Annotated in this window: 22 protein-coding genes; 12 read left to right on the top strand and 10 right to left on the bottom strand. The window is 74.4% G+C overall.

Features of this window, described 5'->3' with window-relative positions; translation table 11 throughout:
- Positions 1-37 precede the first annotated feature (37 nt).
- Positions 38-1,648 carry a phytoene desaturase family protein gene (locus tag OG505_RS15955; RefSeq protein ID WP_405434183.1) on the top strand — a complete coding sequence of 537 codons (1,611 nt, stop codon included), beginning with the start codon at positions 38-40 and terminating at the stop codon, positions 1,646-1,648.
- Positions 1,649-1,698: 50 nt separating this feature from the next.
- On the opposite strand, the gene OG505_RS15950 is transcribed toward OG505_RS15955, so the two are convergent.
- Positions 1,699-2,466 carry a polyprenol monophosphomannose synthase gene (locus tag OG505_RS15950; RefSeq protein WP_405434181.1) on the bottom strand — a complete coding sequence of 256 codons (768 nt, stop codon included), beginning with the start codon at positions 2,464-2,466 and terminating at the stop codon, positions 1,699-1,701.
- A 225-nt stretch (positions 2,467-2,691) separates the two neighbouring features.
- Positions 2,692-3,120, bottom strand: coding sequence for an SRPBCC family protein (locus OG505_RS15945; RefSeq protein ID WP_405434180.1), 429 nt, complete (start codon positions 3,118-3,120; stop codon positions 2,692-2,694).
- Between the two features lie 174 nt (positions 3,121-3,294).
- Here OG505_RS15945 and OG505_RS15940 point away from each other — a divergent pair, with 174 nt between their 5' ends.
- The 8 genes from OG505_RS15940 to OG505_RS15905 are packed head-to-tail and all read left to right on the top strand — an operon-like array spanning position 3,295 to position 11,994.
- Positions 3,295-4,968 carry an HAD-IIIA family hydrolase gene (locus tag OG505_RS15940; protein ID WP_405434178.1) on the top strand — a complete coding sequence of 558 codons (1,674 nt, stop codon included), beginning with the start codon at positions 3,295-3,297 and terminating at the stop codon, positions 4,966-4,968.
- Positions 4,965-5,939, top strand: a complete 975-nt coding sequence (locus tag OG505_RS15935) for a glycosyltransferase (RefSeq protein ID WP_405434176.1) — start codon at positions 4,965-4,967, stop codon at positions 5,937-5,939. Before OG505_RS15940 ends, OG505_RS15935 begins: the two co-directional genes overlap by 4 nt.
- Entirely contained in the window at positions 5,924-7,141 is a 1,218-nt protein-coding gene (locus OG505_RS15930; RefSeq protein WP_405434174.1) for a glycosyltransferase, read from the top strand. The genes OG505_RS15935 and OG505_RS15930 overlap by 16 nt, the downstream gene beginning before the upstream one ends.
- Positions 7,138-7,845 (top strand): SIS domain-containing protein, encoded by a 708-nt coding sequence (locus OG505_RS15925; RefSeq protein ID WP_405434521.1) that lies wholly within the window; start codon positions 7,138-7,140, stop codon positions 7,843-7,845. Before OG505_RS15930 ends, OG505_RS15925 begins: the two co-directional genes overlap by 4 nt.
- Before the next feature lie 16 nt (positions 7,846-7,861).
- Positions 7,862-9,379, top strand: a complete 1,518-nt coding sequence (locus OG505_RS15920; RefSeq protein WP_405434172.1) for a PfkB family carbohydrate kinase — start codon at positions 7,862-7,864, stop codon at positions 9,377-9,379.
- Positions 9,376-10,077: an SDR family oxidoreductase gene (locus OG505_RS15915; RefSeq protein ID WP_405434171.1), complete on the top strand. Its 702-nt coding sequence runs from the start codon at positions 9,376-9,378 to the stop codon at positions 10,075-10,077. The genes OG505_RS15920 and OG505_RS15915 overlap by 4 nt, the downstream gene beginning before the upstream one ends.
- A complete protein-coding gene (locus OG505_RS15910; RefSeq protein ID WP_405434169.1) occupies positions 10,074-11,027 on the top strand; it encodes a glycosyltransferase family 9 protein in 954 nt (317 codons plus the stop codon). Before OG505_RS15915 ends, OG505_RS15910 begins: the two co-directional genes overlap by 4 nt.
- Entirely contained in the window at positions 11,011-11,994 is a 984-nt protein-coding gene (locus OG505_RS15905; protein WP_405434168.1) for a DNA topoisomerase IB, read from the top strand. The genes OG505_RS15910 and OG505_RS15905 overlap by 17 nt, the downstream gene beginning before the upstream one ends.
- 167 nt (positions 11,995-12,161) lie before the next feature.
- On the opposite strand, the gene OG505_RS15900 is transcribed toward OG505_RS15905, so the two are convergent.
- Together OG505_RS15900 and OG505_RS15895 are read right to left on the bottom strand one after the other, a co-directional pair.
- The gene (locus OG505_RS15900; protein WP_405434166.1) at positions 12,162-13,196 is read right to left on the bottom strand and encodes a helix-turn-helix domain-containing protein; all 1,035 of its coding nucleotides are present in this window, start codon (positions 13,194-13,196) and stop codon (positions 12,162-12,164) included.
- 10 nt (positions 13,197-13,206) lie between these two features.
- Positions 13,207-13,968 carry a TetR/AcrR family transcriptional regulator gene (locus tag OG505_RS15895; protein ID WP_405434164.1) on the bottom strand — a complete coding sequence of 254 codons (762 nt, stop codon included), beginning with the start codon at positions 13,966-13,968 and terminating at the stop codon, positions 13,207-13,209.
- An 80-nt stretch (positions 13,969-14,048) separates the two neighbouring features.
- Between OG505_RS15895 and OG505_RS15890 the strand changes: the two genes are divergently transcribed.
- Entirely contained in the window at positions 14,049-15,647 is a 1,599-nt protein-coding gene (locus tag OG505_RS15890) for an MFS transporter (protein WP_405434163.1), read from the top strand.
- Here OG505_RS15890 and OG505_RS15885 read toward each other — a convergent pair.
- From OG505_RS15885 to OG505_RS15870, 4 genes are all read right to left on the bottom strand, one after another.
- Positions 15,637-16,140 (bottom strand): hypothetical protein, encoded by a 504-nt coding sequence (locus OG505_RS15885; RefSeq protein ID WP_007458105.1) that lies wholly within the window; start codon positions 16,138-16,140, stop codon positions 15,637-15,639. The genes OG505_RS15890 and OG505_RS15885 overlap by 11 nt on opposite strands.
- A 67-nt stretch (positions 16,141-16,207) precedes the next feature.
- The gene (locus OG505_RS15880; RefSeq protein WP_405434161.1) at positions 16,208-17,839 is read right to left on the bottom strand and encodes a RecQ family ATP-dependent DNA helicase; all 1,632 of its coding nucleotides are present in this window, start codon (positions 17,837-17,839) and stop codon (positions 16,208-16,210) included.
- Positions 17,840-17,912: 73 nt separating this feature from the next.
- Complete coding sequence (locus OG505_RS15875) at positions 17,913-18,863, bottom strand: TIGR03557 family F420-dependent LLM class oxidoreductase (RefSeq protein ID WP_405434160.1); 951 nt, start codon at positions 18,861-18,863, stop codon at positions 17,913-17,915.
- 102 nt (positions 18,864-18,965) lie between these two features.
- The gene (locus tag OG505_RS15870) at positions 18,966-19,091 is read right to left on the bottom strand and encodes a hypothetical protein (RefSeq protein WP_255421242.1); all 126 of its coding nucleotides are present in this window, start codon (positions 19,089-19,091) and stop codon (positions 18,966-18,968) included.
- Positions 19,092-19,301: 210 nt separating this feature from the next.
- Between OG505_RS15870 and OG505_RS15865 the strand changes: the two genes are divergently transcribed.
- A complete protein-coding gene (locus tag OG505_RS15865) occupies positions 19,302-20,795 on the top strand; it encodes a glycoside hydrolase family 3 protein (RefSeq protein WP_405434158.1) in 1,494 nt (497 codons plus the stop codon).
- Positions 20,796-20,810: 15 nt separating this feature from the next.
- Here OG505_RS15865 and OG505_RS15860 read toward each other — a convergent pair whose 3' ends face one another.
- Both OG505_RS15860 and OG505_RS15855 read right to left on the bottom strand, forming a co-directional pair.
- A complete protein-coding gene (locus OG505_RS15860) occupies positions 20,811-21,098 on the bottom strand; it encodes a GNAT family N-acetyltransferase (protein WP_405434157.1) in 288 nt (95 codons plus the stop codon).
- Positions 21,095-22,321 carry a cysteine desulfurase-like protein gene (locus tag OG505_RS15855; protein WP_405434156.1) on the bottom strand — a complete coding sequence of 409 codons (1,227 nt, stop codon included), beginning with the start codon at positions 22,319-22,321 and terminating at the stop codon, positions 21,095-21,097. Before OG505_RS15855 ends, OG505_RS15860 begins: the two co-directional genes overlap by 4 nt.
- A 75-nt stretch (positions 22,322-22,396) precedes the next feature.
- Here OG505_RS15855 and OG505_RS15850 point away from each other — a divergent pair, with 75 nt between their 5' ends.
- Positions 22,397-22,762, top strand: coding sequence for a hypothetical protein (locus OG505_RS15850; protein WP_354860975.1), 366 nt, complete (start codon positions 22,397-22,399; stop codon positions 22,760-22,762).
- Positions 22,763-22,798 lie beyond the last annotated feature (36 nt).

Genomic DNA, 22,798 nt, shown 5'->3' with positions numbered 1-22,798 from the left:
GCGTTTCGCCCGGTTGCGCGCCGGGTAGGCGGATCGGGTGACTACCGCCGGCGCGCAGAGCGCGGACGCCGTCGTCGTCGGCGCCGGGCACAACGGCCTGGTCGCGGCGAACCTGCTGGCCGACGCCGGATGGGACGTGATGGTGCTGGAGGCGACCGCCGTACCCGGCGGCGCGGTCCAGTCCGCCGAGGTGACCGCAGCGGGCTACCTGAGTGACCTCTACAGCTCGTTCTACCCCCTGGGGTACGCCTCGCCCGTGCTCGACGGGCTCGACCTGGGCCGGTACGGGCTGTCCTGGCGGCACGCCCCGGACGTGCTGGCACACCTGCTGCCCGACGGCCGGGCGGCGGTGATCAACCGGGATCCCGACGTCACGGCCGCCTCGCTGGAGCAGTTCGCCCCCGGCGACGGGAAGCGCTGGCTGGACGCGTACACCGACTGGCTCGACGTTGCCGAGCCGATGCTGACCGCCATCACCACGCCGTTCCCGCCGGTGCGCGGCGGCCTGGGCCTGCTGCGCCGGCTGCGGGTCGCGGGCGCCCTGCGGCTGGCCCGCCGACTCGTGGTGCCGGTGCGCAAGCTCGGCGACGAGCTGTTCGACGGTCCGGGCGGGCCGGCGCTGCTCGCCGGGTGCGCCCTGCACACCGACCTGTCCCCCGAGGAGGCCGGCTCCGGCGTCTACGGCTGGCTGCTGGCCATGCTGGGCCAGCAGGTCGGCTGGCCGGTGCCCGACGGCGGCGCGCGGCAGATCACCAACGCGCTCGTGGCCCGCCTGTCCGAGCGCGGTGGCCGCATCCTCTACGGCGCGCGGGTCGACCGGGTGCTCACCGCGCGCGGCCGGGCGATGGGCGTGCGCACCGAGGGCGGCGCGTTGTGGCGGGCCCGCCGGGCCGTCCTCGCCGACGTGCCGGCCCCGGCCCTCTACCTCGACCTCGTCGGGCCGGCGGCACTGCCGTCGCGGCTGGTTGAGGACCTGGCGCACTTCCGGTGGGACGGCTCCACGCTGAAGGTGGACTGGGCGCTCTCCGCCCCGGTGCCGTGGACCAACCGGGAGGTCGCCGGCGCCGGCACCGTGCACCTCGGCGCGGACCTGAACGGAATGACCACCTATGCCGGCGAACTCGCCCGCGGCGAACTGCCCCGCGACCCGTTCCTGCTGGTCGGGCAGATGTCCGTGGCCGACCCGAGCCACTCACCGCCGGGCACCGAGTCGCTCTGGTCGTACACCCATCTGCCGTTTCGGCAGGACTGGCGGGCCGAGGAGATCGCCGGGCACGTGCAGCGCATGGAGGACGTGCTGGAGGCGGCGGCCCCGGGCTTCCGGCAGCTCATCGTGGGACGGCACGTGGCCGGGCCCGCCGACCTGGAGAAGGGCGACCCGAGCCTGGTCGGTGGCGCGCTCGGCGGGGGCACCTCCGCCGCGTACCAGCAGCTGTTCCTACGCCCGGTTCCCGGCCTGGGAAGGGCGGACACCCCGGTGGACCGACTCTTCCTGGCCAGCTCGTCGGCGCACCCGGGCGGTGGGGTGCACGGCGCACCGGGCGCGAACGCGGCCCGCGCGGCCCTGGCCCGCGACCGCGCGCTGACCGGCACCGCCTACGCGGCGGCGATCGCCACCGCGCACCGAGCCGTCTACCCCCCGACCTGATCCGTCGACCGGGGGGTCCGCGACGCGAACCTCCCGGTCGACGAGGTGCGTCAGTTGGTGATGTTGCGGTGTTTGCTGCGGAGGCGGAACGGCATCAGGGCGCTCTCGACCTTGGTCGCCGTGGTCATCTTGGAAACGCCGTCGCGCCGCTCCTCGAAGCGGATCGGCACCTCCAGGATCGTGTGGCCCAGCTTGGTCGCAAGGTAGTGCATCTCGACCTGGAAGCTGTAGCCGTTGGACTGCACGCGGTGCAGACCGATGTCCTGCAGCGCGTCGGCTTGCCAGATCTTGAAGCCGGCGGTCAGGTCACGGATGCGCACCCGCAGCAGCGTGTGCACGTAGAGGTTCGCCCATCCGCTGAGCGCGCGCCGGTACAGCGGCCAGTTCTCGTCCAGCTCGCCACCGGGCACGTACCGGGAGCCGATCACCACGCCGGCCTGGGTGGAGAGCAGCGCGCCCAGCATCCCCGGCAGCGCCTCCGGCGGGTGCGACAGGTCGGCGTCCATCTGAGCCACGAACTCGGCGCCGCTCTCGAGAGCCCGGCTCATCCCGTCCACGTACGCCCGACCCAGACCCTCCTTGCCGGCCCGGTGCATCACCTCGATCCGCTCCGGATACTCGATGGCCAGCTTGTCGGCCACCTCGCCGGTGCAGTCGGGGGAGTTGTCGTCGGCGACGAGGATGCGCAGGCCCGGCAGCGGCAGCGCGAGCAGCCGCTCGACCAGCGTCGGGAGGTTGCCCGCCTCGTTGTAGGTGGGCACGACGACGGTCAGGTGTGCGTCTCGCCACGGCGACGGCAGTTGGACGGGCTCGATCATGTCGGACATCCTCAGTGTGCGGACTGGGCTACCTCAGAGGGTAGCCAGTTGCCCGATCCGAATTGAAAAGGCTCCCCGTCGGTCGGGTTGGCCGCAGGTGGCGGCGCGCTCAGCGCAGGCGACGGGCCATCGCCGTGAGGGCCATCGCGACGCCGGCGAGGGCGTACGCGCAGGCCACCGCGCGGCCCACACCGGCGCTCGCGCCGGTCACCACCACCGTCTGCGTCACCGGGAGCTCCTCTGTCGGGTGGCGATGTCGGAGAGCCGGTCCAGCGTCTCCCGGTTGCGCAGGTGCAGCACCAGGTCGTTGGCCTTGTTGCGCACCCAGCGCAGCGGACCGGCCGCGAAGTCCTCGCCGAGGCGGACGCGGGTGGCGCTGCCGTCGACCGGTTCCAGGGTGAACGTCACGATCGCCTCGCCGGCCGGCCACAAGCCGGCGCGCAGCACCAGCCGGTGCGGCGGCTCGCAGGCCAGCACCGTCGAGGCGTCCTGCAACGAGAACGGCCACGGCCCGGTCCGGTGGTGCAGTTGGCTGCCCACCCGCGGCCAGGCGTCGTCCACGTCGCGCATGTGCGCGGTCCCGACCACCCAGTCGCTGTACGTCCACCCGTCGGCCAGCACGTCGAACACCTGCTGCGGGGAAGCGCCGATCACTGTCTCCACTATCGCCACTGGGCTCCCATACCCGCCTCGCGACGGAGGTTAACGGACCGGCGGGTTAGCTTCTCGGAAGCGGCGGGTAAGGCCGACCCGGGGCACCGCCGGCGGCGTTGGCCCACGGCGCCGACGACGACGTTTACTCCTCGGGGCGCCGGGAACCCGCCGGCTGTGCGACAGGACCAGGAGGATCCGTATCAGCGCAGGCCAGCCCGGGTTTACGCCGGTGTTGGCCGGGCTGGCCGCGGGCCTGTCGAACGCGCCGGGGGAGCCCTGTACGACGCGGTCCTGCTCGACCGCGACGGCACCCTGATCGAGGATGTGCCGTACAACGGCGACCCGGAGAAGGTCCGTCCGGTGCCCGGGGCGCGGGCGGCGCTGGACCGGCTGCGGGCCGCCGGGTTGCGCCTGGCGGTGGTGACCAACCAGTCGGGCCTGGCCCGGGGCTACTTCAGCGAGGAGCAGATGCGGGCGGTGCACGCCCGCGTGGAGGAGCTGCTGGGCGGCTTCGACGCCTGGCTGGTCTGTCCGCACGACGACTGCGACCGATGCGACTGCCGTAAGCCCGCGCCCGGTCTGGTGCACGCCGCCGCCCGCGAGCTGGGCACGAGCGCGTCGCGCTGTGTCCTGGTGGGCGACATCGGCCGCGACGTGGGCGCCGCACTGGCCGCCGGGGCGGCCGGGGTGCTGGTGCCGACCCCGGTGACCCGGCCGGAGGAGATCGCCGCCGCCGGCTGGGTGGCCGCGGACCTGCCCTCGGCGGTGGACGAGATCCTGCGCCGCCAGCGGGCCGTGCAACCCGCCGAGGTCGGCGAGCGGGTGGGCACGGCGTTGGTGGTGCGTTCGGACTCGGCCGGGGACGTGCTCGTCACCGGGCCGGCGATCCGCGCCGTCGCTGCCGGCGCGCAGCGGGTGGTGCTGCTGTGCGGGCCGCGAGGACGCGCCGCCGCCGAGCTGCTGCCCGGCGTCGACGAGATCATCGAGCATCCGCTGCCGTGGATCGATCCCGCGCCGACGCCGATCGACCCGGACGTCATGCGGGGCCTGACCGCCCGTCTCGCCGCCGTCGGGGCGGACGTGGCGGTGGTGTTCACGTCGTTCCACCAGTCGGCCCTGCCGCTCGCGTTGCTGCTGCGGATGGCCGGAATCACCCGGATCGCCGCCATCAGCGACGACTACCCGGGCTCCCTGGTGGACATCCGCCACCGGGTGCCGGTGGGCGTCCCCGAACCCGAGCGGGCGCTCTCCCTCGCCGCCGCCGCCGGCTACCGACTGCCGGTCGGCGACGAACCCGTGCTCCGGCTCCGGGGCGACGCCGTGGCGCTGCGCCCGGCCGCTGCCGGTGACCCCGGTTACGTGGTGCTGCACCCCGGGTCGGCCGCGTCGAGCCGGGCCTGCCCGACCGAGCTGGCGGCGCGGATCGCCGCCGCGCTGACCGCCGCCGGGCATCGGGTGCTGGTCACCGGCGGGCCCGACGAGCGTACGGTCACCGCCCGGGTCGCGGCGGCCGGCGGCACCGACCTGGGCGGTGCGACCGACCTGGCCGGGCTGGCCGCGCTCGTCGCGGACGCCGCCGCCGTGGTGGTCGGCAACACCGGACCCGCGCACCTGGCCGCCGCAGCCGGGGTGCCGGTCGTGAGCCTGTTCGCGCCGACCGTCCCGTTCGGACAGTGGGGGCCGTACCGGGTGCCCACCGTCCGGCTCGGCGACGCGAGCGCGCCCTGCCGTGACACCCGCGCGGCCAGCTGCCCGGTCCCGGGGCACCCGTGCCTGAGCGGCGTCGACCCGGCCGAGGTGGTCGAGGCGGTACGCACGCTCGTGCCCAGCGGTGGTGGCAACCGATGAACATCCTGCTCTGGCACGTGCACGGCTCCTGGACCACGTCCTTCGTGCACGGCCGCCACCGCTACCTGATCCCCACCACAGCCGACCGTGGCCCGTACGGTCTCGGCCGGGCCCGCACCTACCCGTGGCCGGACAGCGCCGTCGAGGTCGCCCCCGACGACCTGCCCGGCAGCGACGTCGACCTGGTCATCCTGCAACGTCCGGAGGAGATCGACCTGGCGGAGCAGTGGCTCGGGCGGCGCCCCGGGCGCGACGTGCCCGCCATCTACGTCGAGCACAACACCCCCAAGGGCGACGTGCCGAACACCCGCCACCCGATGGCCGACCGCGCCGACCTGCTCGTCGCCCACGTCACCGGGTTCAACCAGATCTTCTGGGACACCGGCGCGACCCGCACCAGCGTGGTCGACCACGGCATCGTCGCGCCGGCCGTGTCGTACACGGGTGAACTGGACCGGCTGGCCGTGGTGATCAACGAGCCGGTGCGGCGGGGTCGGGTCACCGGCACGGACCTGCTGCCCGAGTTCGCCGCGATCGCGCCGCTGGACGTGTTCGGCATGGGCGTCGCGGGTCTCGCCGACCATCTCGGGCTGCCCGCCGACCGGCTCGCCAGCCACGACGACGTGCCCCAGGACCGGATGCACGCCGAGTTGGCCCGTCGGCGCGCGTACCTGCACCTGTGCCGCTGGACCTCCCTCGGGCTCAGCCTCATCGAGGCGATGGCGATCGGCATGCCGGTCGTCGCGCTCGCCACCACCGAGGCGGTGACCGCGGTGCCACCAGAGGCGGGGGCGCTCGCCACCCGGATGGACACCCTGCTCGACGCCGCCCGCCGGTTCATCGCCGAGCCGGCGGCCGCACGTCAGGCCGGCGTGGCGGCACGGGCCGCCGCGCGGGACAGGTACGGCCTCGACCGTTTCCTCGCTGACTGGGACCGGCTGCTGGAGGAGGAAGTATGCGGATCGCGATGATCTCGGAGCACGCCAGCCCGCTCGCCATCCTCGGAGGCGAGGACGCCGGCGGCCAGAACACGCACGTCGCCGAGCTGTCCGCCGCGCTCGCCGCCGCCGGGCACGAGGTACGGGTCTACACCCGCCGCGACGCCCTCGACCTGCCGGTGACCGTGCGCGCCCCGGACGGGTACGACGTGGTGCACGTGCCGGCCGGCCCGGCCGAGCCGGTCGCGAAGGACGCGCTGCTGCCGCACATGCGGGAGTTCAGCCGCTGGCTCATCGAGCGGTGGCGCGGCGGGGACTGGACGCCCGAGGTGATCCACGCGCACTTCTGGATGAGTGGCCTGGCCGCGTTGACCGCCGGTCGGCAGACCGGGGTGCCGGTGGTGCAGACGTACCACGCGCTGGGCACGGTCAAGCGCCGCTACCAGGGCGTGCAGGACACCAGCCCGGCCCGGCGCATCTCCTACGAGCGGGAACTGGGCCGCTCGGTGGACCGGGTGGTCGCCCAGTGCCGCGACGAGGTCGGAGAGCTGGTCCGGATGGGCGTGCCCCGGTCCCGGATGACCGTCGTGCCCTCCGGGGTCAACCTCGCCTCGTTCTGCCCGCTCGGGCCGGTCGCCGACCGGACTTCGGGCCGAGCCCGGATCCTGACCGTGGGCCGGCTGGTCGAGCGCAAGGGTTTCCAGACGGTGGTCCGCGCAATGGCGCTGGTGCCCGACGCCGAGTGTGTGGTGGTCGGCGGCCCACCCGAAGGGCTGCTGGAGACCGACCCGTACGCCCGCAGGCTGCGCGCCCTGGCCGAGTCGTGCGGGGTCGCCGACCGGGTGCACCTCGTCGGCGCGGTGCCCCGGGAGGAGATGGGCCGCTGGTACCGCTCGGCGGACCTGCTGGTCGCCGCGCCCTGGTACGAGCCGTTCGGGTTGACCCCGCTGGAGGCGATGGCGTGCGGCGTACCGGTCGTCGGCACCGCCGTGGGCGGCATCCGCGACACCGTCGTCGACGGCACGACCGGTGACCTCGTACCGGCCCGGGATCCGCAGGCCCTCGCCACCGCGATTCAGCGGCTGCTTGACGACCGGATCCGCCGCTTCCGGTACGCCACGGCGGCGCGCGAGCGGGTCCGATCGCACTACTCCTGGGCGGTCACTGCGGAACGCCTGGCCGAGGTCTACGGCGAGGTCGCCGCCGTGCGCCGGCCGACCCGGGTGGTGGCCTGATGCCGGCGGGCAGCCCGCTCGACGTGCACCTGACCAACCTCGCCGCGGCACTGGCGCCGTACCGCCGGTGTGAACCGCAACTGGCGCGCTGGGGCGCGGCCCTGGCGCACCGGCTGGCCGGCGGCGGACGGCTGCTCGTCGCCGGCAACGGTGGCAGCGCCGCCGAGGCCCAGCACCTCACCGCCGAGCTGGTGGGCAAGCTGCACGACGACCGCCCGCCCCTGTCGGCGATCGCCCTGCACGCCGAGACCAGCGCGGTCACCGCCATCGCCAACGACTACGGCTACCCCGACGTCTACGCCCGCCAGGTCCGCGCCCACGGCCGGCCCGGCGACGTCCTGTTGCTGCTCAGCACCAGCGGCACCAGCCCCAACCTGCTCACCGCCGCGCACGCGGCGCGCGACGCCGGCCTCACCACGTGGGCACTCACCGGGCCCGCCCCCAACCCGCTCGCCGACGCCTGCGACGAGGTGCTGGCGGTGCCGTCGACCGACAGTCAGGTCGTCCAGGAGCTGCATCTCGTGACCAGCCACCTGATCTGCGAGTACCTCGAACAGGAATTGCCCGCCGCGCTGGCCGTGACCGGTGCCGCCGCGGACGTGCCCGCCGAGCCGGCGCCGGCCGGTCGGCTCGCGTCCGGGCCGGTGCGGACCGGGGTCGAGGTGGTGCTCGACGGCGGGGCCGGACAGCAGGTCGACGCGTGAGGATGAGGAGGTAGGCGTGAGGGGACCCGTGGTGGTGGTCGGGGACACCCTGCTCGACCGGGACGTGGAAGGGGTGGTGAACCGCCTCTGCCCGGACTCCCCGGTCCCGGTGCTCGACGAGACCTCGGCCGTCGACCGGCCCGGCGGCGCCGGCCTCGCGGCGGTCTTCGCGGCCGCGCAGGGCGCCGAGGTGGTGCTGGTCACCGCGCTCGCCGACGACGCCGGGGGCGCGCGGCTCAGCGCGCTGCTCGCCGCAGCCGGCGTGCAGGTGTACCCGCTGAGCCTGTCCGGGGCGACGCCGGAGAAGATCCGGCTGCGGGCCCGGGGCCGGGTGCTGCTGCGGCACGACCGTGGCGGCGCCTCCGGTGAGCCGGGCCAGCCCTCCGACGAGGTGCTGCGGGTGCTCGCCGCCGCGTCGGCGGTGCTGGTCAGCGACTACGGTCGGGGAGTGGCCCGCCAGCCCGCGCTGCGCGCCGCGCTGGCCAGCACCCGCGCGCCGGTCGTGTGGGACCCGCACCCGCGCGGTCCGGCTGCGGTGCCCGGGGTGCACCTGGCCACCCCGAACGAGTCGGAGGTACGCGAACTGGTCCCCGCGCTGCCCGGCGCGTCCCGGCTGGCCGCCGCGTCCCGGGGCGCGCAGGGGCTGCGGCGGCGGTGGCGGGCCGGCGCGGTCGCGGTGACGTTGGGCGGGGACGGCGCGTTGCTCTGCCACGCCGGATCGACGCCGCTGGTGGTGCCCACCCCGGGCAGCGCCGAGGGCGACACCTGCGGGGCCGGCGACCGGTTCGCCGCCGCCGCCAGTCTCGCCCTGGCCGAGGGCGCGCTGGTCTCCGAGGCGGTGCAGGCGGCGGTCGCCGAGGCGTCCGCGTACGTGGCGGGCGGGGGAGTGGCCACGGCCCTGCCGCCACCGGATCAGCCGTTTGCGCGCAACCTGCGAGCCGGGTCGCACCGCGGATCGGTGAGCGGGCACGGGATCGTCGGCCCGGCCGGTGAGCGGGTGGGCGTCGCGGCGGTCGCCACGCTGCTCGCCGAGGTGCGGGGTGCCGGCGGCACCGTGGTGGCCACCGGAGGCTGCTTCGACCTGCTGCACGCCGGGCACGTGGCCACCCTGCAGGCCGCCCGGCAGCTCGGCGACTGCCTGATCGTCTGCGTGAACTCCGACACCAGCGTGACCGGCTTGAAGGGGCCGGACCGGCCGGTCATGTCCGAGGGTGATCGAGCCCGGCTGCTGGCCGCGCTGAGCTGCGTCGACGCCGTCCTCGTCTTCGACGAGCCGACGCCGGAGGCGGTGCTGTCCTGGCTGCGCCCCGATGTCTGGGTCAAGGGCGGCGACTATGCGACCGGCGGCCCAGACGCGACCGGGCTTCCCGAGGCGGAGGTCCTGCGCCGCTGGGGTGGGAACACGGTGGTGGTGCCGTATCTGGATGGTCGTTCCACAAGTGACCTGATCGCCCGCTCGGCCGGCGGCCAGGCCCCCGGCCTGGACGGACGACCGCAGCAGCCGGTGTCGACGACGCGGGAGCGCGCCCGATGACCGCCACGAGGTCCGGTGCCGGGCCCACCGTCCTGGTCACCGGCGGCTCCAGCGGGCTCGGCGCGGCGGTGGTCGCGGCGGTGGCCGCCTCCGGTGGCCGCCCGCTCGTGCTGGACCGGCAGGCGCCGGTCGACGGCGTGTCCTGGACCGAGTGCGACCTCGCCGACACCCGCGCCGCCGAGGTGGCCACCCAGCACCTCGCCGAACAGGCCGGTGGCCTGGACGCGGTGGTCACGGCCGCCGGCATGGACGTGCCGGGTCGGCTCGTCGACGTGCCGGGGGAGACCTGGGACCGGATCGTCGCCGTGGACCTGCTGGCCACCGCCGCGGTGATCCGGGCCGCGCTGCCGTTCCTGCAGACCTCTCGGGGTCGCATCGTCACCGTCGCCTCGACCCTGGGGGTCAAGGCGGTCAGCGACGCCACCGCGTACTGCGCGGCGAAGTTCGGCGTGGTCGGGTTCACCCGCGCCCTGGCCGCCGAGCTCGCCGGCCAGGTCGGGGTCACCCTGCTCATTCCCGGCGGAATGCGGACCGCGTTCTTCGACGAGCGCGACCCGCAGTACAAGCCGGGGCCGGACGCCAACCTCAACGACCCCGTCGACACGGCCGCGGCGGTCATGTTCGCGCTCAACCAGCCGCCCGGCTGCGCGGTGCGCGAGCTGGTGGTCTGCGCCGAGCAGGAGACGTCGTACCCGTGATCCTCGTGCTGCGCGCCCTCGGCGTCGGCGACCTGGTCACCGCGGTGCCGGCGCTGCGGGCGTTGCGGGCCGCGTACCCCGACCGGGAGCTGGCGCTCGCCGCGCCCGGCGGCCTGGCCCCGCTGGTCGACCTGGTCGGGGGTGTCGACCGGCTGGTGGACACCGCCGGGCTGGACGGGCCGTCCTGGCCCGGCCCCGCCCCGCAGGTCGCGGTGAATCTGCACGGGCGCGGCCCACGGTCGCATCGGCTGCTGGCCGCCGCCCGTCCGGGGCGACTGCTCGCCTTCGCGAACGCCGACGCCGGGTTCGGCGACGGGCCGCGGTGGGTCGACGACGAGCACGAGGTGGACCGCTGGTGCCGGCTGCTGTCCTGGTACGACATTCCGACCGACCGCCGTGACCTCGGACTGCGCCAGCCCGCAAGGGTCGGTCGACCGGCCGGCGCCACCCTGCTGCATCCGGGCAGCAAGGTCCCCGCCAAGCGGTGGCCCGCCGAGCGGTTCGCAGCCCTGGCCCGGGCGCTCGACGAACGGGGGCACCACGTGCTGGTCACCGGCTCGGCCGACGAACGTGCGCTGGCCACCCGGGTGGCCGAGGAGGCCGGCCTGGCGCCGGCCGCCGTGCTGGCCGGCCGGACCGACCTCGGCGCGCTGGCCGCGCTGGTCGCCGACGCCCGCCTGGTGGTCAGCGGGGACACCGGCGTGGCCCACCTGGCCACCGCGTACGGGACCGCGTCGGTGGTGCTCTTCGGGCCGGTGCCTCCGGCGGCGTGGGGACCGCCGCCGGACCGGCCCCGACACCGGGCCCTGTGGGTCGGTGAGGGGGATTGGCGCAGGTGGGACGGGGTAGGAAGCCACCCGACATTGACGGCCCTGCGCCTCGACGAGGTGCTGGCCGCCGTGGACGAGGTGGAGAGGGCGGTGCGGGTCTCCGGTGCGGTTGCGGCGTAGCGACCCGGGTCGGCCCGGTTACGGGCGACGCCGGCGCGGCAAGGGCTGGACCTTCGTCGACCCGAGCGGTGCGGTCGTGCGGGATCCCGCCGTCCTGGCGCGGCTGCGGGACCTGGTGATCCCCCCGGCCTGGCAGAACGTGTGGATCGCGCCGCACGCGAACGGGCATATCCAGGCGACCGGCGTCGACGCGGCTGGACGCAAGCAGTACGTCTACCACCCGGTGTGGCGGGAGAAGCAGGACGCGGCGAAGTTCGACCACATGCTGGAGGTGGCCCGGCGGCTGCCGGGGCTGCGGGATCGGGTGGGTCAGGACCTGGGTGGGCGAGGGCTGGGTCGGGACCGGGTGCTGGCGACCGTGGCCCGTCTGCTCGACATGGGGATGTTCCGGGTCGGCAGCGACCAGTACGCGGCCGGCGACGACCCGACGTTCGGGGTGTCCACCCTGCGTCCGGAGCACGCCCGCAGGCGTGGCGACTGCGTGGTCTTCGAGTTCCCCGCCAAGGGCGGCATCGAGCAGGTGCGCCGGATCGAGGACCCGGAGTTGTGCGAGGTGCTGGTCAACCTGCGTCGGCGTCGCCGACGGGCGGAGCGGCTGTTCGGCTACTGGGACGGCCGGGAGTGGCGCGACGTGCGCAGCGACGAGGTCAACGGCTACCTGCGCGACGCCAGTGGCGGCGAGATGACCGCCAAGGACTTCCGCACCTGGCATGCCACGGTGCTGGCCGCCGCGGAGTTGGCCGCGGCCGACCCGGCCCGCTCGGCCACCGCCCGGCGCAGGGCGGTGGCGGCGGTGATGCGTGCGGTGGCCGAGTTGTTGGGCAACACCCCGACGGTGGCGAAGACATCCTATGTGGACCCTCGGGTTGTCGACCTCTACCACGACGGAGTGGTGGCACTGGTGGATCCGGGTGCGCCTCGCGAGGAGATCGAGCGGGTCGTGTTGGAGTTGTTGGAAGAGGCCTGACCGGCCCCGCCGACGATCCTGGGGGGAAGCGACGGGGCCGGAGCCTCGGCCCGGGGGCGGCACCGGGCGGCCGCCCGCCGCATCCCACGGCGGGCGCCTCGCCACGGCCCCCGTTCGTGGCCGCTGTCGAGCCCGGTGCGCGGGCGTCGCATCGGCCACGTCGGTCGTCAGTCTGCCGGGGACGAGTTGACTCTGGACGCCAGGCGGTTGACGGGCCGCGCCGAAAGCGCGTCGCCGTCGCGACACGCCTGCGGGCTCATCCCGTACGCCGCCCGGAACACGCGGCTGAAGTGGGCCTTGTCTCCGAAGCCCCAGCGCGCGGCGATGACCTGCACGGGCTGGGTCCGCAGTGTCGGGTCGGTCAGGTCACGCCGGCACCGGGCCAGCCGAAGGTCCCGGATGTACGACGCCACCGTGGCGTTCTCGGCCTCGAAGAGGCGGTGCAGTGTGCGCAGCGAGATGTGCTGGGCGTCCGCGACGACCTGCGGGCTGAGCGTCGCGTCGCCCAGGTGGCGGTGGATGTACGCCTGCACCTGGGCGACCAGCGCCCGGCGGCGGACCTCGGTCGGCACCGCGTCCTCGGCGACGAGGTGCCGGCCGAGCATGGTGGTGGCCAGGTCCAGCCCCACCGCGCCGAGCCGGCCGGCGTCGGCGGCGTGGTACTGCTCGGGGTGCCTGGTCACCTGGAGCAGGAACTGCGCCAGCAGCGTGCCGAGCCCCTCGCTGCCGGACATCCGGCCGCCGTAGAGCGCGGCCATCCGCTGGCGTGGCAGCGGCAGCGCGGCGTGCGGGATCAGCGTGATGATCGAGGTGGCCTGGGTCCGTTGCGGCTCGGTCGAGTGGTGGCAGACGTCGTGTTCGCGGGAGGCGTCGTAGAAGGTGAACTCGCCGGCCAGGATCTCGCTACGGCGGCCGTCCTGACTGGACGTGCCGACGCCAGCGGTGGTGAGGGCGAGCACGTAGAGCTCCGGGTCCGACCGGCGGACCAGCTTGCGGGTGCGGGTGGCCTCCAAGGACGGGTACTGGTATTCGACCAGTTGGATCGCGCCGAGGTCGACGAAGTCGGCCCGGGCGGCGAAGTCGGCCGTGTGCGCGGACTGGATCCGCAACGGCGCGGAGGTGCGTGCTACCAGATCCAGCCACATGCCGAACCGTTCACCGGGTGGCAGGACGGTGGTGTCGACGGTATCGGTGGGCAGCATCGGCGCCGCCTCAGGCCGCTCGGCGGGCGATCAGCGCCTCGATGCCGTCGAGGATCCGGTCCAGGCCGAACGTGAACTCGTCGTCCGGGTCGTCGTCCTGGTCGAGGACGCCGGCGTTCAGCAGCCGCAGCAGCGCTGGGAAGCGGACCGGGTCGATGAGGCGCCCCACCATCCGGCGGTACGCCGGCATCAGCTCGCCCGGCTCGACGCCGGCCGCCCGGCTGCCCTCGGTGATCTGGTTGGTGAGCGTGGCCTCGTTGCGGACGTACCCGGTGACCAGCAGGAGGATCGACATCTTCTCGCCCTCGGCCAGGGTGGTGTCGTCGAGGCAGCGCAGCCCGTCCTCCATCCAGTCGAGCTGCTGGGGCGTGACCGGCGGGCCGGTGATCGGCACGTGCAGCAGCCAGGGGCGCTGTCGCAGCACGTCGTGTTCGGCCCAGGCCCAGCGGGTCAGGCGGGCACGCCAGTCGTCGTCCGGCGAGGCCGGGCCGGGCGACGGGCCGTACCCGGCGTCCACCATGAGCGTCAGCAGCTCGTCCTTGGAGCCGACGTGTCGGTAGAGGGCCATGGTGGCCGCGCCCAGTTCCTTGGCCACCCGGCTCATCGAGACGGCCGTCAGCCCGTCGGCGTCGGCGACCCGCACGGCGGCGTCGACGATGGCGGGCACGCTGAGGCCGGGGCGGGGGCCCCGCGTTGGCCGCTCGCGCAGGCCCCAGGCGCTCTCGATGGCCGGCGGAAGCGCCGGGCCGGTGTCGTCATTCGTCTCCGCCACATTTCCTCCTTGCCTCGCCATCGTAGTTCTGCGTATGGTCTACGCATTACAGCGTACGTAATACGCAGAAGGAGTTCTCCATGACAGCGACGACCTCACCGGCACCCCGCGCGGGCCGGCGGGAGTGGATCGGATTCGCGGTGCTGATGCTGCCGCTGCTGCTGGTCTCGATGGACGTGTCGGTGCTCTACTTCGCCGTCCCGTTCATCAGCGAGGAGCTGCGGCCCACCGCCACCCAGCAGCTCTGGATCTTCGACATCTACGGTTTCGTGCTCGCCGGGCTGCTGATCACCATGGGCGCCCTCGGCGACCGGATCGGCCGGCGTCGGCTCCTGCTGCTGGGCGCCACCGCGTTCGGCGCCGCGTCCCTGCTGGCCGCGTACGCCGACAGCGCCGCGACGCTGATCGCCGCGCGTGCCGTGCTCGGCGTCGGCGGGGCCACCCTGATGCCGTCCACGCTCGCCCTGGTGCGCAACATGTTCCACGACGCCAAGCAGCGGGGCACCGCGATCGGCATCTGGACCGCCACGCTCACCGGCGGCATCGCCGTCGGTCCGGTGCTCAGCGGCGTCCTGCTGGAGCACTTCTGGTGGGGCTCCATCTTCCTGATCAACATTCCGGCGATGCTGCTGCTGCTCCTGCTCGCCCCGGTCCTGGTGCCCGAGTTCCGCAACCCGGTGCGTGGGCGGTTCGACCTGGTCAGCGCGGCGCTGTCGCTCGGCGCGCTGCTGCCGGTGATCTACGGCATCAAGGAGATGGCCCGTGACGGCGTCAGCGCGGTCCGGGTGCTGGCCGTCGTGGCCGGTCTGCTCGTCGGAGCGCTCTTCCTGCACCGGCAGCGGACCCGGGCGTACCCGATGGTCGACCTGGCGCTGTTTCGCCGCCACGGCTTCGCCGGGTCGCTCGCGGTCAACCTGCTGGCGATGTTCGCCCTTGTCGGGTTCGCCATCTTCACCACCCAGCACCTGCAACTGGTGCTCGGCCTGAGCCCGCTGCGGGCGGCCCTGTGGAGCCTGGTGCCCTCGCTGGCCGTGGGCGGCGTCGCCCCGGCCGCCGCCGCGCTCGCCCAGCGGGTCGAGCGGGCGTACCTGATCGGCGCCGGCTTCGCGATCGCCGTGCTCGGCTTCGTGGTGCTGACCCGGGTCACGCCCGAGACGCCGCTCTGGCTGCTGCTGGTCGGCGCCAGCGTGTACGCGGGCGGCCTGGTGATGGTGATGTCGCTGGTCACCGAGCTGGTCCTCGGTGCGGCGCCGCCGGAGCAGGCCGGTGTCGCCTCCGCGCTGACCGAGTCCAGCAGCGAGCTGGGCGGCGCGCTGGGGATGGCCATCCTGGGCAGCGTGGGCGCCGCGATCTACCGCCGCGAGGTCCTCGACGAGCTGCCGGCCGGGCTGCCGGCGGACGCCCGCGACGCGGCCGGGGAGACGCTGGGCGGCGCCCTCGCCGCGACCCGGGGACTGCCGGCGGAGGTGGGTGACGCGGTGCTGCACGCGGCCCGGTTCGCCTTCACCGACGGGCTGCACCTCGCCGCGATCGCCGCCATGGTGGCGATGGTCCTCGGCGCGGTGACCGCGCTGGTGACGCTGCGCGGCGTCCGGCCGGCCGACCCGGCGGCACTGGCCGCCGAGCCGACCGAACCGACCGGTACGCCGCTGTCGGAAGCGTCGTCGCTCAGTCGTTGAGCACGTGGGCGAGCCGGTCGCGGAACCGCCGCTCGGAGTCGCTGACCGACTCGCCGCCAATGCCCAGCAGACCGCCGCTGGACGCGGCGCCGACCACCTGCTCGGCGATCTTCACCAGCCAGTGCTTGTACGCGCCGGCCTCGCCCTCGTCGACCCGGGCGGCCAGCAACGCGGACGCCTCGCCGGCCCGCACCAGCACGTCGTCGATCATCGCGCCCGGGTCGGCGGGCGCGATGACCGGCAGCTCCTCGCCGCTGTCCGGGTCGCCGACCCGCGCGACGATCTCGCCGGCCACGGCGGCGACCAGCGGGCTGGCCGACTCCCGGCCCGCGGCGATGGTCTCCAGCCCGGCCGCGTTCTCCGCCATGGTCCGGCGGGTGCCGTCGGACTCGGCGGCGCTCGCCGCGGTCAGCACCGACTGCGGAAGGCCGACCAGCAGCCCCCACTCCCCGTCGGAGAAACCGAAACCGGTGTACGCCGGCTGCTCGATCACGGCAACGCCCCTTCCGCCCTGCTCAGTGTGGTCAATCCACGGGCCCCGCACCGGTGCCCGGGTCAGGCTAGTCCAGGGTCAGCAGACCCTGCTCGGACACCACGCGCACCGACAGGGTCTTGTACCCGACCTCATCGAAGAGAACCGTCATCTTGTCGTCCTCGTAGGAGAGCACCAGGCCGTGCCCCCACTCCGCGTGGCGCACCTGGCTGTGCACCGGAAACGGCCCGACCGCGCCCTGGTCGGCCACGCTGGTGCCCCGGTGGCAGTTGTCGCAGTGCGCGCAGACCTCGGTCATCTGCTCGCCGAAGTAGGCCAGCAGGGTCTGCCCGCGACAGGCGGTGGTCTCGGCGAAGGCCCGCATCATGTCGGTGCGGGAGCGGGTCACCGTCTGCTGGCGTTCCGCCTCGGCCAGCGCCGCCGCCGCGGCGTCGGTCGGGGTGGGCGAGTAGCGGGGCGCCCCGATGCGCTGCCGGGCGCGCGGCTCGGCGGCGCCGGCCTGCTCCAGCAGCGACAGGTACTGGCCCAGCTTGCGCGGGCCGAGACCGGTGGCCTCGCGCAACTCGGTCTTGGTGGCCGGCTTGCGGCGCAGCAGCGCGGCCAGGTCCCGCAGCTCGTCGGAGTCCGGCAGGCCGCCGCTGAAGAACCGTTGCAGACCGACGTCCTCGGCCTGCCAGAGCAGCAGCACCCGGGCCGGCTGCCCGTCGCGTCCGGCGCGGCCGATCTCCTGGAAGTAGCTGTCCGGTGAGTCGGGCAGCGCCATGTGCACCACCCAGGCGATGTTCGGCTTGTCGATGCCCATGCCGAACGCCGAGGTGGCCACCATGATCGGCACCTGGTCGGCGAGGAACGCCTCGTGCAGCTCGTTGCGCGCGCCGGCCGGCATGCCACCGTGGTAGAACTGCGCCGGGAAGCCGGCGTCGGTCAACCGGGCGGCCAGCTCCTCGGCCGACCGGCGGGTCGGCACGTAGCTGATCCCCGGTCGCGCGTCGTCGCGCAGCAGCGCGATCAGCCGCCGCCACCGGTAGTCCTCGGTGGGGCAGTGCGCCACCTCCAGGAACAGGTTGGGCCGGTCCAGCCCGGACACCACGACCTCCGGCTCGCGCAGCCGCAGGCGGGCGATGATGTCGTCGCGTACCGGCGGGGAGGCGGTGGCGGTCAGCGCGACCACCGGCGGCCTGCCGATGCCCTCGATGAGGTGGCCCAACGCCAGGTAGTCGGGCCGGAAGTCGTGCCCCCAGGCCGAGATGCAGTGCGCCTCGTCGATCGCCACCAGCGCCGGCTTCAGCGCGGCGACCTCGGCCATCCGGTCCGGGTTGCTCAACTGCTCCGGCGTGATGAACAGGAACTCCGCCCGGCCCGACTCGATCTCGGCGATCGCCTCGGCCTGCTGCGCGGCCGACTCGTTCGAGCTGATCCGCACCGCCCGCAGCTCCGGACGCTGCCGCTCGTTGAGCGCCGCGATCTGGTCCTGCTGCAGCGCCAACAGCGGGGAGATCACCACGGTCGGGCCGGGGATCAGGCTGGCCGGGATCTGGTAGATGGCCGACTTGCCGGCGCCGGTGGGCAACACCACCAGGGCGTCACGTCGTTTCATCACCGCGCGCATGGCGGCGAGCTGGTTGGGCCGCAGCGCTTTCCAGCCGAAGAGGCTCCGCGCCGCGCGGCGCAACGTCATCGAGTGCGTGGACAGTTTCATCGAGGGCCGGAGGTACCCGAGCCCACGACCGCCGAAACGCGTTCGGTGATCATGGGCTCGGCGGATCCGTGGCTCAGCGCAGGTGGGGAAGCACCTCGCGCTGGTAGAGGTCGAACAGGCCCTGGTAGTGCGGGCCGGTGTTGGCCACGTACACCTCGTCGAAGCCGGCCTTGGCGTACTGGTCGATCATCTCCAGGTGCGCGTCGGCGCTGTTGCCGCAGACGAACGCGTCGCGCACCATCTCCGGCGTGACCAGCTCGGCGGCCTGCTCGAAGTGGCGCGGCGAGGGCAGCACCTGGGACAGCTCGCCCGGCACCCCGGCGTTGGGCCAGCGCTCGTACGCGATCCGCGCGCCCTCCTCCTCGCTGGTCGCGTACGCCGCCTTGAAGCCCGCCTGGCACGGCTTGTCGCCGCCGCCGTGCTCCCGGAAGCGCCGGACCAGCTCACCGTCGGGCATGGTGCTCACGTAGCCGTCGCCGATGCGGGCGGCCAGATCGATGGCCTTGGGCCCGAAGCCGGAGACGTAGATCGGCGGCGGGGTGTCGGGCAACGTGTAGATCCGGGCGTTCTCGACGGTGTAGTGCTTGCCGTGGTGGTTGACGAAGCCGCCGCCCCACAGCTCCCGCAGCACCTCGACGGCCTCCTCCAGCATCTCCAGCCGGACGTCGGCCTGCGGCCAGGCGTCGCCGAAGATGTGCTCGTTGAGCGCCTCGCCGGTGCCGACGCCGAGCACGAACCGCCCGCCGTGCAGCACCGCGCTGGTCGCCGCCGCCTGGGCGATCACGGCCGGGTGGATCCGTACGGTCGGGCACGTCACCGCCGTGGTCACCGGCAGCGAGCAGACCTGGCTGAGCGCGCCGATCATCGACCAGACGAACGGGCTCTGGCCCTGCGCGTCCACCCAGGGGTGATAGTGGTCGGAGATCCACAGCGCCTCGAAGCCGGCCCGTTCGGCGCCGCGGGCCTGCTCCACCAGCTCGGCCGGCGTGAACTCCTCACTGGACAGAAAATAACCGATCTTCATCGTGCCCCCTCGGCGCGCGTGTCCTGCTCGATGCCGAAGCCGTACCCCGGTGGCGGCGGGTCACACACCGGTTCGGGCGCGGCGACGTCACGCCACCGCGAGTCACCGTCGGCCGAACATCGCCCGGATCGCCGCGAGCAGGAGCAGAGCGCCGACCACCAGGCCGAGCAGGCGTACGCCGGGGATGTCGGCCGGGCTCGTGGCGTCGGCCAGCAGGGCGGGGTCCATCCCCGCACTCTCCCGGGAACGGTGCCGCCGGGCAACTGTAAGGTTTATTGACTATTGAATCGCTCGGTGTGACCATGGCAGCACCGCCTGCCGGTGGCGGTGCGCCGAGGGCGCGCGAGAGATGGGGTACGGGGGCCGCATGAGCGAGCGCAACCAGCGGGTCGGCGTCACAGCGCCCGCGACCGACGCCGAGCGTTTCGAGGCCACGGCGTGACCGCGCCCGCCGGGCACCTTCCGGCACTGGCCGCCGCCGTCCTGCAACCCGGGTTCGTCGGCACCACGCCGCCACCCTGGGTGTGCCGCTGGCTCGGCGAAGGGCTCGGCTCGGTGGTGCTCTTCGCCCGCAACGTCGTCGACACCGCCCAGGTGGCGGCGCTGACCGCCACCCTGCGCGCCGAGCGGCCGGACGTCATCGTGGCGATCGACGAGGAGGCCGGCGACGTCACGCGCATCGAATCCGGCCGGGGCAGCTCCCGGCCCGGCAACTTCGCCCTCGGCGCGGTCGACGACCCGGCGCTGACCGAGGCGGTCGCCCTCGACCTCGGTGTCGAGCTGGCGGCGGCCGGGGTGACCCTGGACTACGCGCCGGACGCCGACGTCAACTCCAACCCGGCCAACCCGGTGATCGGCGTGCGGTCGTTCGGGGCCGACCCGGCGCTCGTCGCGCGGCACACCGCCGCCTGGATCCGCGGGTTGCAGCGCGGCGGCGTGGCCGCCTGCGCCAAGCACTTCCCCGGGCACGGTGACACCCGCGTCGACTCCCACCACGACCTGCCCCGGATCACCGCCGACCGGGCCCGCCTGGACGCCTGTGAGCTGGCGCCGTTCCGCGCCGCCGTGGCGGCCGGCGTACAGGCGGTGATGACCGGCCACCTGCTGGTGCCCGCGCTCGACGAGCGGCTGCCGGCCACGCTGAGCCAGCGCATCCTGGGCGGGCTGCTCCGCGACGAGATGGGTTTCTCCGGCGTGGTGGTGACCGACGCGGTGGAGATGCGCGCGGTCGCCGACCGGTACGGCTTCGCCGGCGCGGCGGTGCGGGCGCTCGCCGCCGGGGCCGACGCGATCTGCGTCGGTGGTGAGCGGGCCGACGAGGGGGCGGCCCGGGAACTGCGCGACGCCATCGTGGCCGCCGTCGTCTCCGGTGAGCTGCCCGAGGAACGCCTCGCCGAGGCCGCCAAACGGGTCGGGCAGCTCGCCGCCTGGACGGTGGCCGCCCGCGCCGCCCGCTCGGACGCCGTCCACGGGGCCTCGGATGTCGGGTTGGTCGCCGCCCGTCGTGCCGTGCGGGTCACCACCGGCCCGGACGTGCCGAGCGCGCTGCCGCTGACCCGCTCCGCGTACGTGGTCGAGTTCGAGCCGCCGCGCAACATCGCCATCGGCGCGGAGACCCCGTGGGGCATCGGGGAGCCGCTGGGCGAGCTGCTGCCCGGCACGACGACCGTCCGCCACGCCGAGCCCGACGTGCCCGCCGACCCGGGCGCCGCAGCCGGGGACCGCCCCCTCGTCCTGGTGGTCCGTGACCTGCACCGCCACGAGTGGATGCGCGCGGCGGTACGGCGTGCGCTCAGCGCCCGGCCCGACGCGGTGGTGGTCGAGCTGGGCGTGCCCGAGTTGGTCACCGGGGCGGTGCACCTGGCCACCCACGGCGCCACCCGGGCCAGCGGTCAGGCCGCCGCCGAGGTGCTGACCGGCCGGGCCCGCTGACCCCGACCCGTTCGGTTACGGCTGCTCGGCGACCAGGTCGGCGTACTCGGGGTGCTTGTCGATGAACGCGGCCACGAACGGGCACTGCGGCACCACCCGGCCGCCGCGGGCGCGCACCTGATCCAGGGTGCCCCGGATCAACGCGCCGCCGACGCCCTTGCCCTGGAAGCCGCGGTCCACCTCGGTGTGGGTGAAGACCAGCACCTCCCCCCGGGGCACGTACGCGGTGAAGCCGGCCAGCGCGTCGTCGACCAGGATCTCGAAGCGGTTCTTGGCGGGGTTGTCCTCGACGAGGGTGCTCACCGGGTCATTCTCCCCGTCCGGTCGGCCACCGCGTCGAGTTCGGCCAGCAACCGGTCCACCTCGTCCGCCGTGTTGTAGTGGTAGATGCTGGCCCGCACCGCGCCGCCGCTGTCGCGCAGACCCATCGTCTGGAAGTACTCGTAGGCGTAGTAGTCGCCGGACGACAGGCAGAACCCGGCCTCGCCCAGCGCCTGCTGGGTCGCCAACGGCGACATTCCGGCGACCCGGAAGGAGACCGTCGGGCAGCGCCGCGCCGGCGAGCCGTAGACGGTGATCGCGGGCCGCGCGGCGAGACCGGCGAGTAGCCGGTCCACCAGCGCCTCCTCGTGCGCCTGCGCGGCGGTGAGCCCGGCCCGCAGCCGCGCCCGGCGGTCACCGACCGCGTCCGGGTCCAGCCCGGCGAGGTGGTCCACCGCGGCGGTCACGCCGGCCAGCAGCGCGAAGCTCGGGGTGCCGTACTCGAAGCGGTCCGGCGCCGCGTCCGCGGACGGCACCAGCTTCGCCGGGCGCAGCGCCGCCCACCGGGCCGGGTCGGCCACCATCGCGGCCAGGTGCGGCCCGGACCACTTGTACGCGCTGGTGACCAGCACGTCCGCGCCGAGCGACGCCAGGTCGGTCGGCCCGTGCGGCACCGAGTGCACCCCGTCGACGCAGACCAGCGCCCCCACGGAGTGCGCGATCTTGGCGATCGCCGACACGTCCGGCACGGTACCGATGGCGTTGCTGCCGGCGGTCACCGCGACCAGCCGGGTCCGCTCGCCGACCAGGTCGGCGTACTGGCCGCTCGGCAGCTCGCCGGTGTGCCGGTCGAACTCGGCCCAGCGCACCGTCGCGCCGGCCGCCTCGGCGGCCTGCACCCACGGGCGCACGTTGGCGTCGTGGTCGAGCCGGGACACCACCACCTCGTCGCCGGGCCGCCAACCCGCGCCGAGCGTACGGGCCAGGGTGTACGTCAGCGCGGTGGCGCTCGGGCCCAGCACCACCCCGTCCGGCTCGGCGCCGAGCAGGTCGGCGACCGCCTGACGGGCCGCCGCCACCACCTCCAGCGAGCGGCGGCCCGGCTCGAACGCGGCGCTGCGGTTGCCGACGGCCGTGCGCAGGACGTCGGTGACCGCGTCGATCACACCGGCCGCGGTCTGGGTGCCCCCGGCACCGTCGAAGTGGATGAAGCCCTCGGTCAGGGCGGGATAGGCGGCCCGGGTACGGGCGATGTCGAAGGCCATGTCGGGACCCTAGTCGGGGTGCGTTGCGCGCTCGCTCCCGCCTGGGCGTCGCGGACGTCTCGTACCCTTGCCGAGGTGACGAACCGACCCGCCACCATTCCCCTGCCGCCCGTCCGCCGCGCCGCCGGCCTGTTCGCCGGCCTCGCGCTCGGCCTCGCCGTGCTCGCCGGTTGCAGCTCCCAGGGCGCCTCCACCGACTGCGGGTTGGACGCCTGCACGGTCACCTTCGAGCGGGGTGTCGACGCGAGCGCCACGATCCTGGGCGTCGAGGCCAAGCTGGTCGGGGCCGAGGGCGACCAGGTGACCGTCGAGGTCGCCGGCGAGCAGCTCACCCTCACCACCGGCCAGCAGGCCACCGAGGCCGGCGGCTTCGCGGTCACCCTCGACAGCGTCACCGACCAGCAGGTCAAGATCCGCGTTTCCCGCAACCCGGGCAACTGACCTGGCGGGCGGTGGTGGCCGACGTTTGGGGATCTC

The organism is Micromonospora sp. NBC_00617, assembly GCF_045161355.1.
Taxonomy (GTDB): Bacteria; Actinomycetota; Actinomycetes; order Mycobacteriales; family Micromonosporaceae; genus Micromonospora.
The sequence above is the reverse complement of the archived record's forward strand: the minus strand, read 5'-3'. Positions and strand labels throughout refer to the sequence as shown.